Origin of the sequence: Mucilaginibacter sp. OAE612, from assembly GCF_041806395.1 — a bacterium.
Lineage (GTDB): Bacteria > Bacteroidota > Bacteroidia > Sphingobacteriales > Sphingobacteriaceae > Mucilaginibacter > Mucilaginibacter rubeus.
Window position 1 is genome coordinate 6,455,456 of the sequence record NZ_JBGMUW010000001.1, and the last position, 15,683, is coordinate 6,471,138.

At 43.5% G+C, this 15,683-nt stretch carries 12 protein-coding genes; 3 read left to right on the forward strand and 9 right to left on the reverse strand.

Annotation, left to right across the window (positions count from 1 at the left end; genetic code table 11):
* Positions 1 to 19 precede the first annotated feature (19 nt).
* Genes ABID99_RS27110 through ABID99_RS27120 form a run of 3 tightly spaced genes read right to left on the reverse strand, consistent with a single transcriptional unit; the run spans position 20 to position 3,619 of the window.
* Positions 20 to 2,695 (reverse strand): carboxypeptidase regulatory-like domain-containing protein, encoded by a 2,676-nt coding sequence (locus ABID99_RS27110; RefSeq protein ID WP_373615713.1) that lies wholly within the window; start codon positions 2,693 to 2,695, stop codon positions 20 to 22.
* A complete protein-coding gene (locus ABID99_RS27115) occupies positions 2,692 to 3,072 on the reverse strand; it encodes a hypothetical protein (protein WP_373615714.1) in 381 nt (126 codons plus the stop codon). The genes ABID99_RS27110 and ABID99_RS27115 overlap by 4 nt, the downstream gene beginning before the upstream one ends.
* On the reverse strand, positions 3,053 to 3,619 hold the full coding sequence (locus ABID99_RS27120) for a GLPGLI family protein (RefSeq protein WP_373615715.1): 567 nt from the start codon (positions 3,617 to 3,619) through the stop codon (positions 3,053 to 3,055). Before ABID99_RS27120 ends, ABID99_RS27115 begins: the two co-directional genes overlap by 20 nt.
* 232 nt (positions 3,620 to 3,851) lie before the next feature.
* On the opposite strand from ABID99_RS27120, the gene ABID99_RS27125 reads away from it, so the two are divergent.
* The 3 genes from ABID99_RS27125 (at position 3,852) to ABID99_RS27135 (ending at position 5,690) form a co-directional block, all read left to right on the forward strand.
* A complete protein-coding gene (locus tag ABID99_RS27125) occupies positions 3,852 to 4,604 on the forward strand; it encodes a histidine kinase (RefSeq protein WP_373615716.1) in 753 nt (250 codons plus the stop codon).
* Between the two features lie 115 nt (positions 4,605 to 4,719).
* On the forward strand, positions 4,720 to 5,001 hold the full coding sequence (locus tag ABID99_RS27130) for a hypothetical protein (protein ID WP_373615717.1): 282 nt from the start codon (positions 4,720 to 4,722) through the stop codon (positions 4,999 to 5,001).
* A complete protein-coding gene (locus ABID99_RS27135; protein WP_373615718.1) occupies positions 4,998 to 5,690 on the forward strand; it encodes a LytR/AlgR family response regulator transcription factor in 693 nt (230 codons plus the stop codon). Before ABID99_RS27130 ends, ABID99_RS27135 begins: the two co-directional genes overlap by 4 nt.
* Positions 5,691 to 5,837: 147 nt before the next feature.
* Here the strand turns inward: ABID99_RS27135 and ABID99_RS27140 are convergent, their stop codons facing one another.
* The 6 genes from ABID99_RS27140 to ABID99_RS27165 form a co-directional block, all read right to left on the reverse strand.
* Complete coding sequence (locus ABID99_RS27140) at positions 5,838 to 8,288, reverse strand: FtsX-like permease family protein (RefSeq protein ID WP_373615719.1); 2,451 nt, start codon at positions 8,286 to 8,288, stop codon at positions 5,838 to 5,840.
* 174 nt (positions 8,289 to 8,462) lie between these two features.
* The gene (locus ABID99_RS27145) at positions 8,463 to 12,134 is read right to left on the reverse strand and encodes an ABC transporter permease (protein ID WP_373615720.1); all 3,672 of its coding nucleotides are present in this window, start codon (positions 12,132 to 12,134) and stop codon (positions 8,463 to 8,465) included.
* A gap of 236 nt (positions 12,135 to 12,370) precedes the next feature.
* Entirely contained in the window at positions 12,371 to 13,135 is a 765-nt protein-coding gene (map, locus tag ABID99_RS27150; RefSeq protein WP_373615721.1) for a type I methionyl aminopeptidase, read from the reverse strand.
* Positions 13,136 to 13,304: 169 nt separating this feature from the next.
* On the reverse strand, positions 13,305 to 13,874 hold the full coding sequence (locus ABID99_RS27155; RefSeq protein WP_373615722.1) for a dihydrofolate reductase family protein: 570 nt from the start codon (positions 13,872 to 13,874) through the stop codon (positions 13,305 to 13,307).
* A gap of 77 nt (positions 13,875 to 13,951) precedes the next feature.
* Positions 13,952 to 14,827, reverse strand: a complete 876-nt coding sequence (locus tag ABID99_RS27160) for an alpha/beta fold hydrolase (protein ID WP_373615723.1) — start codon at positions 14,825 to 14,827, stop codon at positions 13,952 to 13,954.
* Between the two features lie 204 nt (positions 14,828 to 15,031).
* On the reverse strand, positions 15,032 to 15,631 hold the full coding sequence (locus ABID99_RS27165; RefSeq protein WP_373615724.1) for a hypothetical protein: 600 nt from the start codon (positions 15,629 to 15,631) through the stop codon (positions 15,032 to 15,034).
* Positions 15,632 to 15,683: the final 52 nt, after the last annotated feature.

Genomic DNA, 15,683 nt, shown 5'->3' on the forward strand with positions numbered 1-15,683 from the left:
TGAAAAAACCTGACACCACTCAAATATGAAACATTATTTTGAGCAATATAATCCTTCCCGGCAAGGTGTACGAACTGGCAGTTAATGTATTGGCTGATAAGTAAAGCGTGTTATAAGTTTTTACGTTCAGGAAATTAGCAACGCTCAGTTCCAGGTCGGTCTTCCATTTTTCGACCCTGAATTTTGCCGAGGCATCTGCAAAAAAGTATTTAAGGTCAGGATTACCTTGCTGGCGGGTGAAGTAATGCTCGCCTGATAATTTGAACTGTAAATTGGTTACAGGATTATAATTGATCGATGCTTGCTGAAGCAACTGATTAATATGATAAGTTGATGCCTCCGCTGCTGAATGACTTTGGATTTGGGTAAATGCAGCTTTATAGCTAAAGTTTATCTGCTCATTCACTTTGGTATCCGCGCCGGCATTTATAGTTCTGGAAATGGTATTGAAAGGAAGCAGCGCGCTATTCTGGATCTGCACCGACTTATTACTTTGCCATTTTACCCCTCCGCTGAAAGTGGTTTTTAATGCAAAGGAATATTTGCTGACAGTGCCGTTCACCGTCCACGAATCGGTACTGTTGGAATATGGCAGTACTACACGCTGCCGCAGGGTGTTGGTAATTACTTCTGAAGCGATATTATTGGAAGCGATATGGTTATAAACAATGTTCAGGCTGGCGAACAAAAGGGTTAGCGCTTTGCGGTAGTTAAATCCAAGGGCGGCCAACTGGTTCTGCCGTTCGGTAAGGCCGGCATTATTGGCATAAAGTGTCCGGTAATCCTTCAGGATATAGCCCTGGTACATATCTTCTACGGTACCCGCCTCATTGCGGTAGCTGTAAAACAAATTCAGGTAGTTCTCCATCCCGGTTTGATATTTTACTTTTAGCTGCGGATTGAAATATAACCTGGTTAAACCCTTACGCAGGGCATACAGGCTATCCGAATAATTGATCTGCTGCAGGCTTAACGGCAAGGTGAGGTTCACTTTGAGGATACTGCCTGGCAGATCATAAGCTGCTTCGGCATACAGTTTTTTCCTGGTCCAGTTTAAATGGTTGATGGAACTGTCTGGTTCAAGGTTAACCGTGTTATCTGCCTGTACAACGTTTAGATCTGAGTTTAACTTTTGTGATTGAACGCTGAACCCTGTTCTGAAACTTTGCGTGATAAGGTTCGACGGTATTTTGAAAGAGATATAGTTATTGGTATACCATGCAGGTACATTTACATTTTGTACCAACTGAGCATAAGGTACATTATTGTTGAATATTGGATTGTTATAGTCCGGCCCAATTGTCCTGCTCTCAGGCTCAGTCGAATGACTGATATAGGAGTAAGCCTGGATAATGTTGTTTGATCTTAAGGATTTGATCAGGTTAAATTCATTAGAAAAATTCAGCGCGTTATCTTTAAATACCTGGTTCACCATGCTGCCGTTTGTATTCAGGTCTGAGTAATTGGTGGACCGGTTGTTATCCATCAGCAACACATCGTTCAGGTAATATTTATCCTGGTTAATGTTCAGCGTAAACTGAGTATGCAATATGTCGGGGCGGAAGCGGTTACGTTGCGTTTCATTATAGCGTACCGTATCGCCGGGTAAAAAGATGGTGGTGTGCTGGCTGTAGTCCTGACGCCGGGCATCGCGCAAATAATAAGCATTGATCTTCATCTGCACATTCTTTTTAAAATTGACCAGGTTATTGAGATTGAGGATCCCCGAGCGATTGAATAAATACCGGTTACGTGATAAAGCCGGGTCATTCACCGAACCAAGCGATAACATGGTGGCCGGTACATCGTTATCGATCTGCTGCATATAATCGGCAAAATTGTGCGATACCAGGTCCTGTTGCAGGTCGTTACCTGTGTTATTGCCTTTAAGGTAATTAATGGCCTTGTACTTATCCTTAAACATCATGGCATTCAAATCCACATCATAATTGCCAGGTAAGCCCGCGCTGATGCTCTCTTGCCCCACCATCTGCAATTTAGCGCCTTTTTTGAAGCTGAGGTTTAGCGCCACATCATCGCTCACTACTTTATTTTGGAGCACTTTAACGGGCTGGTGGTTCTGGATCACCTGCACCTGGTCTACCGCACCTTGGGGAATGGTAGTGGTAGCAATATTATATTTATCGTCCAGCAGGTTATCACCGCCGATGTACAAGTTGGAGATCGGTTTATTGTTATAGCTGATCCTGCCGTCAGCGGCAACCGTTATACCCGGCAGTTTTTTAATCACATCGCCAATAACCCTGTCCTGCACACTGCTGAAATCAGATACTTTATAGCTTAGGGTATCACCGTTTGTCCGCAACACCGGCCGGCTGCTTTTAATCACTACGGCCTGTAACTGGTTGACGGAAACAGACAAAGTGAAATCAACAGGCGCCTGCAAATCCGTAATGCCCCTGCTCTGATTTTTATAGCCTATACAACGCGCCTCGACCAGCAGGCCGCTCATAGGTGTATTGGCCGGGAGCGGCAAAATGTAGGTGCCTTTGGTATCGGTTATGGTATAGTTTATAATGTTATTAGTGGCCGCGTTTTTGAGGTTAATGGTGGCATAAGGCACCGGTTTCCCGGTGCTGTCTTTCACTGTGCCCTTAATACTTTGACCAAAGCCGGGAGCCGAAAATAGTAACCCTATAACCAGCAACCATACTGACTTTATAATCCGGCTCATTTCTTTTCAGGCAATTCTATCGGGTTATTGATCACCGGCTGCGGCCCGATCCTGATATCGATTTTTGGGGCTGGCCTGCCCTGGCTTGCCGCCTGTGCAGCCACCATTGACTGGGCAAAGGCATTCGGATCCTTTCGCATGGCCTCCTGCAATTTGGAAAACTCCTTTTCGGTAGTTTTAATGGCATTGGTGGGGAGCTGGATGATATTTGGATCGCCAACCTGATCGTCCATGCCTATCATCACGGCCATCCGTCCCTGGTTATCAGGAGCCGGGCTGGCCGGCTGATCACTTTTTTGCGGAGAGATGACCGCTTTTTCAATCCCGTCAAACTTAAAATAAACTTCTTTTTTGGTATCATAAGCCTCTACAATCACCCCCGGTAGTCCATTGAGTTTCCAGGGGGCCTATATGCAGCGGCAGATCAGGACTGAACCAGGCCGTATAATCCCTTCCCTTGAAATGACCTGTTGCTTTCTGGCAATGCAAGCCACCAAACGTTGCTGTATCTCCGCTTATTTTCCATTCGATGGCGGGCAGGGCATCCGTTATGAGATAGCTATTGAACAGGAGCGGTTCTTTCCTTGCCAGTTTTTTTTCGTTCGGGAGCTGGTAATAATCCGTACCCGAGCCCGATGACCTCCGCTGGATATTTACATGTCCGTCGGCTGAGTTGGCTATCTGTTCCTGCACCTGTTTTTTGAATAGCGCATCCTGCAACTGCTTGTCATAACTTTTGTAAACCCCGGCATTTTTACCCACAATCAAAACCATGTTCTCGGTGTAGGGGTGCTCCCGGTTGGTAGTATCCCTGATGTGGGAAAACTTGTAGTGTACCAGCACTTGTGCGGTATCCGGTTTTTGTGCCCGGGCCATAATGGTGCATGATAAAAGGGCTGTGCACAATAAAAATCGCTTTTTCATAATTTGGATATTTTTAAACAATAGTACCTTGCCCTTTAAATCCACCAAAAACTTTGGTATGAACAGCGTCTTCATTTCTGCATAGAATGGATATTTGTTATTTGAGCTTCTGCCGAAAACAAATTGCCGGCGGCCTTAAGCCCGGATTTCAAAAATTGCCCGTTTAGCCGGCAATTCGCTATATTAACATCAATAATTTATGAATGAGCCGGGCTTAATATACTTTTGAAGAATGCACCGTATCAAGGTCAAACATATCATCGAGATACTGATCCACCTGGCGTTCTGGATAGGGGTGTACTACACCCTGAATTCGCTAACCAGCTCAACGGTCAAGATCCGGGTAAATCATAACGGAAAGATCATGGAAAGGAGTGAGGTAGACACCATTTTTCCGTATTCCCGCTTTACACTCGCTTTTCTGGCCCTGCTGTTTTACGGTAATATATTTTTGATCTTTAAAAAGGCGCTTCGCTATAAAAGCTTATTTGCGGGCATCGCTACCGCGGCAGGCTGGTTTATATTGGTCTTTCTGGCCAATTATATTTTGGTTGGCTCTAAATTGAGCAATAACCTGCCCATTGGGCCCCCGCCTCCTGGTTTTGCAGCAGGCAATGATGGCCTGAATCACCTGGTACCAAATCATAACGCATTTTTTGCAATAGGGAACTGGGTGCACATGCAGCTCACCATGCTGCTTATTTTTTTAACCGCAGCCGGGCTTTCAATAGCCTATTTCTTTTTGAAAGAATGGGCCCGAACTGAACTGGTACGCAATCAGCTGGAGGCTTATCAACTGAGTACCGAGATCAAATTCCTTAAATCGCAGATCAATCCGCATTTCCTGTTTAATACCCTCAATAACCTGTTTTCGATGGCACAGGAAAAGGGGAATGATGAGCTTGCCGACGGCATCTCCAAACTTTCGGGCATGATGCGCTACATGATCTATGACAGCAATGCAGGCGGCGTGCCGCTAAAATAAAGAAATAGCATACCTGGAAGACTGCATTACCCTGAATAAGCTGCGTTATGCGGATGATGAGGTAAAAGTGATATTTGATCACCCTGCGCAGACGGGAACTGTCGTCGTCGCTCCGATGCTATTTATCCCTTTTGTTGAAAATGCCTTTAAGCACGGCGTTTCTATTGGGCAAACATCCGGGATAGATATTGCCATTGTGCTTGAAGACCATAAGCTGATCTTTACCTGTGTCAATACCAAATATAGCGCCATCAAAAAAATGGAGGATGAAAAAAGCGGCATCGGGCTCGGGAATGTAAAGCGACGGCTCGATCTTTTGTACCCCGGCAAACATAACCTGCAGATCAATGAAGACCAGGGGAAATATATTGTTAAACTCGAAATTGACCTGGAATGATAACCTGCATTGCCATTGATGATGAGCCTAAGGCGCTTGAAGTGATAGAGCGCTATTGTCTTAAAACCAGCCTGGTTGATTTGAAAGCCACCTTTCGCGAACCGGTGAAGGCCATCGAATTCCTGAACCGCGAAAAGGTAGACCTTGTTTTTCTGGATATTAATATGCCTGATATCAGCGGAATGCAGTTGGTGCAAACCTTGTCGCCCAGGCCAATGGTCATTTTTACTACCGCTTACAGTCACTATGCGGTAGAGAGCTACGACTTGAACGCCCTCGATTACCTGTTGAAACCTATCACTTTTGAGCGCTTTCTTGCAGCCATAAATAAAGCCGCAGCGGCACTATCTTCAAGAAATGGGGTAAGCAAAGAGGATGAGCCCACCGTTTTTATCAAAAGCGGTCCGCAAACTTACCAGGTTAAAGTAGATGAGATCTTGTACCTGGAAAAAGACGGTAATTATATCACCGTTCACCTTAAAGACAGAAATATCCTGGTGCGTGAAAATATGGGCGATATTTTTGACCTCGTGCCCGCAGCGGATTTTTTACGCGTGCATAAATCGTATGTGGTAGCTATTAAACATATTACCATGATCGAAGTGCATCAACTTATTATTAACGGCGAAAAAATCCCGATAGGAAGCACTTACCGGGATCTTCTGCGCAGCAGGCTGGGGTTAAAATAATGTCTCCATGTAAAATACGACGGCATTTACTTCAGGGTATATAAGGTTTAATGCTTAGAAATTTCTGACTTTAGTGGTGGCTTGACACCACTAAATACAAACTGGTTTTTTGAAAGAATAATAAAGAATGTTTTTACAAACGGCATTTTAATCGTTTCTTAAACTTTTTACCGGATTTGAGGAGGCTGTCTTGATTGTTTGAAAAGCTGATGTTAAAAATGCGGCAAACAACATTCCAATTCCACTAAGAACAAATATCCACCAGCTTATTGCCGTGCGGTCCGCATAGCTTTGCAACCATTTGGTCATTGCAAACCAGGCAAATGGCATAACCAATACAAAAGATAAAATAATTAATCCGGCTATCTCTGACGACAATAACTTTACAATTTGTGTTACCGACGCGCCAAGTACCTTTCGGATACCAATTTCCCGTGTGCGCCTGTTGGTATTAAAAATGGTTAGGCCGAGTAAGCCCAAACAACTGATTAATATAGAAAGTCCTGTTGCCCAGCCGAGTAATTTCGATGTGCGCTGTTCGCTATCATAAAAACGGGCTACCTCTTCATCAAAAAAATGATAATCAAATTCAATATCTGGATAAACCTCCGTCCAGGCTTTTCTCATTCTGCCGATGGCATTGCTCCAATCATTATTTCCGGTAGTTTGAGGCTTTAGCAAGATATGGAAAAACCGATCATTAAACCGGTAATGCGGGGTTTGTATAGACATGGGCATGATTGGGTCCCGGAGTGATTTCTGATAAAAATCAGCAACTACGCCAACTATCATTCTCTTATTGCCTTCATAATCAAAAGATGCCCCAACAGCATCCGCGGGGTTCTGAAAACCTATCATATGGGTATACTTTTCATTTACCAGTACGGCAGTCAGTGAATCTGCCGGTTGCAGGTTACGGCCGGCTAATAATTTTATACGGTAAACTTTAAGGTAATTCTCGTCGCCGTTTCGTTGTTGCAGGGTTGCTTTAACTTCTTTTTTTCCGTCGTTATAAGTTACTTCCCATACTCCGATCTTTTCATCAGCAGGCGGCTCGCTTCCGATACTCATTAAATCGATCTGGGGGATCTGACTTATTTTGTCTTTAAATAACTGTTGTTTGTTAGTATTTATCGTATTAAGAGGAGTACTTATGTTGATGATCCCGTCTTTACTGAAGCCCATATCTTTATGCAGCGCATAAAAAACCTGTTTATTAACCAACAGCGTTGTCATGATGAAAAATTGGGCGATTATAAACTGCGTAACTGACAGCGATTTTCTAAGCAACGTTCCGCCGCTGTTGCCTGTATCTTTGTTCGGCAGGTTATGTAATACAGATACCGGCCGGTACCCGGAAAGGATAATTGCGGGGTACAATCCGGCCAGTAGGGTTACTGTTATTAGGAGTGTGAATAAAAACAGCAACAGGTTGCTATCAAAATAATTAACAGATACGCCCGGGGGGATAAAATCTGCAAAGAATTTCAGTATCACCGGTGTCAGTACCATGGCTATGCAGATGGCAACAAGTGTGATAACCAAAGTTTCGCTCAAAAACTGTACAATTAGCTGCCATCTGCTGCTGCCCATAGTTTTACGGATCCCAATTTCCTTGGCCCGCTGTGCAGCCTGCGCTGTTGAAAGATTAATAAAATTGATGGACCCAAGCAATAACAGAAATCCGGCAACAATGAGTAAACTATATAGCGTAGTCTTGCTCGCCCGCCTCCCTTTTTCAAAATTGGGATATACCAGGTCGAAATGCAGGTCGCGGAATGATTGTAAATGTTCAGTCTGGCCGTCTCCGGGCCTTAGTTCCTTATTGTATTTTTTCAGCAACCCGTTGATCCGCTCTTCTATGTCAGCGGCATTCGCATGTTTATCAATCTTAATGAATAATTGCCACACCACACCCGGCCACTCGGTTAAACGGGTCATGTTTTTCAAATTGGCATTATGCAGGCAGGTTGGATAGGATATAAAATCCTTAAAATAAAAATCGGTATTTTGAGCGGGAGTTTGAACTATACCCGAAACGGTTGTTTTGATGCTGTCATATATAACCGTTTTGCCCAATAATTGGTTGTAAGGGGTATTGGGGAAATATTTCCTGGCCTGATCAGAGGTAAGTACCACCTGGTATGGCTCTCGAAGTGCTGTAGCTGGCGAACCTGCCAGCCATTTATAATTAAACAGATTAAAATATTCATCATCAGCCAGCACAATACTACTTTCACCTCTGAATTTAACCGGACTTGATGTTTCATCGGGGACCTGTACATCAGTGTTTTTCATTTCTAAAAAGCGGGTGGCAGTTTTTATACCAGTTGCTTCTGCTTTTACTATTGCGGGAAGCGGGCCATTTACCATGCCCAATTTGGCTACTACCTTATCCATGTATGAAAAGTCTGTTACGACCCTGTAAATCCTGTCACTATCGTTGTGAAACCTATCGAAACTGAGATCAAAACTTACGATAACATAAATAGCCAGGGCCGCACTGACACCAATAGCCAATCCCACTATATTTACGAAAGTAAAAAAACGGTGCGCCCGGAAATTGCGAAGCGCTGCTTTAAAATAGTTTTTGATCATGGCTGTATTGATATGTGAGGTTGATGTTAAGGTTTAGCGGCTGCGTTTCGCATAGGGTTTAATTAGATTCTTTATGCGATCAATTTAAAGAATTCAATTTGTTAAAAGTAAATAATTCAACATATTGTATTGAACCAAATCCATTTAATATCTTTGTTTGCCTGAACCACTTAATCATTCACTCCTCAAACTCTTCACCGGATTAGCTTTCGCCGCTTTTATTGCCTGGAAACTTATGGTTGCAAGTGCAATAACAATTGCTGCCATTCCACCCGCCGCAAATAGCCACCAACTGATATTGATGCGGTAAACATAAGCTTGCAGCCACTGGTGCATGTAATACCATGCAATGGGGGTAGCGATGGCAAAGGCGATAGCAATGAGTATGATAAACTCTTTCGAAAACAAATAAACGATGCTGCCTGACGTAGCGCCAAGTACTTTGCGGATGCCGACTTCTTTTATCCGTTGTACAGCCATGAACGAGGCTAAACCATACAAGCCCAGGCAGCTTAGAAGTATCGCGATAGCGGCAAAAATTTTATACAATTGGGCTAACTGATTTTCCTGTTTGTAAAAACTTGCAACCTTATCATCTAAAAATCGGTATTCATAAACAAAATTGGGAAATGTTTTTTCAAATACTTGTTTAACAGATTGCATCGTCGAAAAAACATTCGTGGTTTTAAGCTTTATACCGGCCTGATTATACATGGTGATGTTTGTGGCGATAAGCAATGGTGCAAGGCCGTGCCGGAAAGACCTGTCATTAAAATCTTTTAATACGCCAACAACCGGGCATTTTATTACACCATCCCATATGCTGATTTCCTTGTTCAATATGTCCCCGGGGTTTTTAATCCCTAAGCTTTTTACAAGCGATTCGTTTACCAAAAACTCCCTGGTCAAGGGAGAGGGCTGAAGGTTTCTTCCTGCTATCAACTTTAGTTTGTAGGTGGGTACGTAGCCTTCGTCGGCAAATTTGGTAATCGCCTTGAAACCTGTTTCTTTTGTTGCGTGGTCAAACCTGACTGCGCTCCACGTATCATTACCGTTTTCAATTGGGGTGTTAGAACTATAGCATACCGCTTGTACGCCGTTTATGGATAATAACTGGTCCCTCAAATAACTCAGCCTGCTCATTCGAAGACTATCTACCCGGAACGGAATATTAACAATTGTTTCTTTATCAAAGCCCAAAGGCTGATCCATAAAATAGTCCATTTGCTTTACAATGACGAGCGTTCCGATGATCAATGCCTGCGCAATGATGAATTGAAACACCACCAGGCCCCTTCTTAATGAAATTCCCTTTGCCGGATCTGTTGTGAGTTTACTTTTTAAAGCATTAACAGGATTGAAACGCGATAAAACAATAGAAGGATAAAAACCCGCCAAGGCGGTTACAACAACTGCCACAGCCAGAAGGAATAAAATAATTGAAGGATTGCTGAATATGTTGAACGAAAGTGACAATTCTAACAGCCGGCTTATATAAGGTAATGCAAGCATGGTAATAGCAACTGCAAGTAATACAGCGCTTGCTACGATCAAAAATGTTTCGACAATGAACTGGAGTTGCAATTGCGATTTATTGCTCCCCAAAACCTTTCTGACACCAACCTCTTTTGCCCGGTTAACAGCCTGCGCGGTAGAGAGGTTGATAAAGTTTACACAGGCAATGAGCAGGATGAACGCGGCAATTAGCCACAGTACATTGAGCAACTGATGACTGGCTGTTTGGTTGCTGTAGTTGCCTGTTTGTGAATCATAATGAACAGCATTTAGTGCTTGTATAATATGACTGTCCTTATCATCAGAAGATTGTACCTTTTGTGAATAAGCTCTCAGCTGTTGATTAAAATTGTCGGCAGTAAGGTTCTTGGGTAACAAAATATAGCAGCCAAAATCAGTTACCGTTCTGTTCCAATCTGTAGATTTTGCTAAATAGTCTCCGGTAAACCCAGTCCCAAAGCTAACAACAAGTTTGAGCTGAAAGTCAGAATTTGGAGGAATGGTAGCCAGGACCCCCGACACTCTTAATACGTCCGTGCCATGCTCAAACATAAAGCCGCCCATTTGCAATTTAATGGTTTTACCCATTGCCGATTTCCAGTCGCCAAAATACTTTTCAGCAACCTCTTTGGTAAGCAGTACGTTGTCAGGGTCTTTTAATGAAGCGTACGAGCCGGCAAGCAGCGGGAAGTTGAAAATTTTAAAGAATGATGGATTGGTGTAAAACAGGCCCCTTTGTTCCTTAAACATTTTTATCGTGACCCCATTTTCGTCAGGAATAATCAACTGGTCATTTTGGCTTGCAAAAATTGGGGCAACCTGTTCTATTTGGGGGAAAGCCGTTTTTAATCCTAAAGGCAACGGAAAGGGGATGTCTTTACCATAGGTAATATCACCGGTTTCTGCGTGATGGTATTCGGTTAGCACACGATAGGCACGGTCTTTCTTTGGGTGAAAACTATCAAAGCTTGTTTGAAACTGTATAATGATAAAGATTACCATACAAACAGCAATACCTACGGCCAGGCCGGTAATGTTAATAGCGGCATAGCTTTTATTGCGCGTTAAATTACGCCAGGCGATTTTGAAATAATTTTTAAACATAAAGTTGCGGTTTGTTTTATCATAAGACCATTTAGGAGCGGTTTCATGATTCAAAACTACCGGCGCAAATTGGGTATCGCTTCTCAACTTATAAGATGGGTACTCTTTTTTTAAGTTATTTTTATATTCCTGCGGGCTTTTCCCGGTCACCTGCTTGAAAATGCGGCTGAAGGTACTTTGGGAGTTAAATCCCGATTCAAACGCTATCCCTAAAAGGGTGATATGATCATTAGCGGGATCCCGCATTTTCCGCACAGCTGCCTGTACCCGGTATTCGTTAATAAAATCATTGAAGCTTTTTTTAAGCACCGTATTGATGATCCGTGATAACTCATGGGTATGCATACCGAGCTTTTCGGCGAGGGAGCTTAAACTCAATTCAGGATCCTGGTAGTAATTATTTTCTTTAACAACCCGCTTTAACCAGGCGCCTTTTTGCTTCAGCTCCGCTGGTAGTAATGGTTTTAAAACCGGTATGTTATCCGCCTGTGCAGTAACTTCCGGTCTTAAAAATGCTCTTGCCGCCATCCAGATAAGCATGGACATTAGCAGGAGATACAAAGGATAGAATGCCTGAGTGCCCAATTGGTAATCATAATAAAAATAGTCAGTAGCTATAAAAGGGATCCACAACAGCCATAACAACCCGAAGACTGTTAGTAGGTTATGTATCCATTTCAACTCGTGCCGGTACCGGTCGCCTCCGTTAAATTTTAGCTCCTGGTAAAAGTTTTCGATCAGCCTGCGGCACCGGTATAGATAAATAATTATCGAGATAAATGCTAATAGTAGTAATACAGGGTTTATTCGTTGAAATATCAGCGTATCATAAGTTGCCCGGCCCGTTTTTATACTTTCCAGCACTTCTAAAGCCCAGGCGCTTAGTTCGACTAACAAGGGGCTGAAATGCAGCAGGTCCCTGCGGGTGAATTTATACTCCGGCTGGGTTATTTTAAGTACATAAAAGAAAATGAGCGGGCCAAATGCCAGCGAAAACTGCAGCGGCAGCCGGCCCCAGTTATGAATATAGGTTGACAGCCCGATATCGGTGCCCAGGATCCGGATTATCCACAAAGCGGCAATAGCCAACGCCATCGCCAAAAACCGGTTTGCCGACTGGTTTGTTTTCCTGGCGAACCATAAAAGTAGGATAAAAGTGAGGCCAATAAACAGCATCCCAAAAAACGCAGCGTCATAAAGGGTAATATGGAATGTATACGGCTTCAAGTGAATGAATGAGGTTAATAACTACTCCAAATTAATAAAATACTAATGGATAATAGGTTAACGGATAAATTAAAGCCAAAATACACGGATCTGATTTGCAGCGTTTTTTAAATGGATGTATACCCTCGGCTTGTCATAGCATACGCACAAAAAAAAGCCGCTCGGTTTGGTAAAGCGGCTTAGTAGCTATCTAACATAAATACTTCAGGGTATTGCCTGATCTGTTCCAAAAAGAATTAATCCCAAATACCGTTTTGTGCGGTAAATATTACCGGCTCACCGCCGGTTACCATAATGGTGTGCTCGTGCTGTGCAACAAAACCGCCTTTATTACCAATTAATGTCCAGCCATCGGCTTGAGTATCGGCAATTGTCGACCGTGTTGAGATGAATGTCTCTATCGCCACCACGGAATTCTTTTTAAAGCGTGCAGTGTTATACCTGTCGCAGAAGTTGGCAACTTCATGCGGCTCTTCGTGCAAGCTGCGGCCAACACCATGCCCGGTCAGATTTTTTATTACCGTGTAGCCGGCTTTTTTAGCTTCAGTTTCAATTAGCCTGCCGATCTCCGAGATCCTGACACCGCCTTTAATGTTTTTGATCGCTTTTTTTAAGATCTCTTTCGAGGTATCCACCAGTTTGCCATAGCCATGGATATCCTGCCCTAAAACGAAGGAGCCGCCGTTATCAGCCCAGTAACCATTTAGCTCTGCTGATACATCGATATTTACGAGGTCGCCTTCCTTAAGGATTTTATCGGCCGAAGGTATGCCGTGCGCTGCTTCCTCGTTCACGCTTATACAAGTATGTCCCGGGAAATTATAGGTTAGCAAAGGCGCAGATCTTGCTCCCAACTGTGCCAGTAATTCGCCGCCGTATTCGTCAAGTTCTTTTGTAGAGATACCCGGTTTGGCGTACTCCCGCATCCTCTTGAGCGTAATAGCTACAGCATCGCTGGCCTGCTGCATTCCAATCTTTTCGTCTTCGGTAGTTATAGACATTCTTAAACTTTTAACTGTTGCAAAGTTAACAATTAATGCGGTTGGCAGGGTTTACCAAATGTCAGTTTGTAAGGTAGGTGCTGTATTCACGGAAGTAATTAAAAAAGCCGCTCTACTTTCGTAAAGCGGCTTCGCTGCGTGTTTGGGAAATCCGCCCCCTGGCGAAATGTTACTTTTTCAGCGGGCCAACGTGCCGGTAAGTGTTGACGAGCAAACCGGTGGGTGTACTCTTCGAGTCGACAAAAGCAAGCTCCCGGGCGTCAATAGTGTCCGACAATAAGCGTTTACCCCGGCCAAGCAACACCGGGTAGGTGATGAGCACAACCTCGTCAGCCAGTCCCTGGTCAAGCAACACAGAAGTTAGCGTTGAACTTCCAACGACGATCAGGTCGGGGCCGTCGGTTGATTTGAGATCGCGAATAGACGCTATAATATCCTCGCCTAAACCCTTTACCGGTCCCCATTCCAGGCTGTCGGGCCTGTGGGTTACTATGTATTTTGTTGCGGCATTTATAGCATTAGCCATTGGGAAATCTCCGGCAGTAGGCCAAAAGCCACTAAATATATCGTAAGTGTGGCGGGCAAGCAGCAGGTCGAAGTTTGGCCCGTATGCCTCCAGGAGGGTTGCCGCTCCGGCAGGACTGCGATAGGGTGTTGTCCATGCGCCATAGGTATAGTCTCCGTCATGTTCTATCACGCCATCCAGCGAGATATGTTCAAAAATTCTGATTTTTCTCATTTGTTTATAAATAGTTATAGGTAAATAAAATTCCTTTTCCTGCGGTGGTATCTTCAGATTGCATTATTGCGGCTTTATTATTGTAAAAAGCCATTCAGAAGATCTGATATCGTTTTTGTTTGCTGCATTAAGCTTACATGTCCCTGTGCAGGAACAATGGCCAAATGTGATTTTGGCATGGGGGCCAAATCGGCAGATACGCCGCCTCCCAGTAATTGGTATGTTTTTGCCAACTCCACTTTGTCCAGCCCGTCATTATCGCCAGAAATAAGCAGCACCGGCGAGGTGATTTTTGCAATATTGGCATCACCCACGTCAAAGGGTACCCCGGCAAAAACAATCATTTGTTCTATAAACTTTCTCCATTTTGTTTTGTCGGGTGCCACTGCATCATATGCAGTTTTTAACGGAGTATTGTCAAAAAATTCAGGCTTAAAACCTTTAAAACCACCATTTACCACAGGCAGCCAGCCGTTAGTTTTGTACGTAGATGAAATGATCACTAATTTTCTTACCCGTTTAGGGCTTTTTACTGCAAACTGGTAAGCTATGGAACCTCCCATGCTATATCCTGCAACATCGGCACTATCAATTTTTAGGTAATTCATTACTCCTTCTACATCACTTGCCAGGGTAGCAATGTCTAATTTTCTGTCGGAATATGGCGTGTGCCCATGCCCCTGCATTTCAAGGGCAATTACCTTTCTTGTTTTTGACAATTCAGGGATTAACTGCGCCCAGTTCAGCTCAATGGTATAAAAAGCGCCATGCAGCAAAACGATAGGCTTTCCCTCGCCATAAACTTCGTAATAAACTTTGATGCCATTAACCGGTGCATAGCCACTGGCGGCTGGCTTAAGCTGTTGCCCTTTAGATTGGAATACGGTAAAAAAAAGTATAGCAATTATTAATACCGGTTGGATGACATTAGATCCTTTAAATACTCTTTTCATGGAATGTTAGTTTAATTGTTTCGATTTGATTGACAATACAAAGATGGCAGGTATTTTAGGCTTGTGTACTGTGTGAAAACGACAAATTGCGGGGTGGATCGCGACACAGATGTTGCCGGTATTGTTCTATTTAAGCCCTAATTATGTACCGAAAGCAAGAATGCGACCTGTTTTAACAGTATGATTGTACCTTGCAGGAACTGGTTAATAACCATGTTTCCTGTAATACAGGTCCCAGATATACTTGTAATTACCAACAGGCCCGGCCGATGGATCGGTGGCATTAAATACATATTCGTGGTGCACAGTGAGGGTAGAATCTGTAAACTGTCTCAATACCATTTTATCCGAAACGGGCGTCAAGGTAGGCGGCGAATTTGGAGGGCCACCATAATATATCGTATTTAAACCAGCCAGGTAGGAGGATACGGATAAACTGCTGTCAGCAAGCCGATAAGTCCCGGCAACTTCGTCCTTCACCACTCCATATGTTGAAAGTGCCGGGTACCAGTCCATCGCTAAACACGTATAAGTGCTGTCGTTATTAAAAATTACGTAAGCTAAATTATAAGGAGCAGCTGCGCTGGTGGTATTCGATATTTCTGCACCATCCCGATATTTTACGAATTTTTCTGCGCTTACATCCCACCGGCCAACCAATGTTACTGGGGGCCGTGTGATAACAACCGGTTTTTTCAACGAATCGGGACTCGGCTTTGAAAGGGTAGCATTATCACTTTTACGACACGAGGCGGCGCAAATAATTGCAAAAAGCGCGAAAAATAGGAGTAGCAGTCTTCTCATGGTTATTGGAGTGATAATCAGTTAATTAAAATTAATAATAAAAATGGAAGAT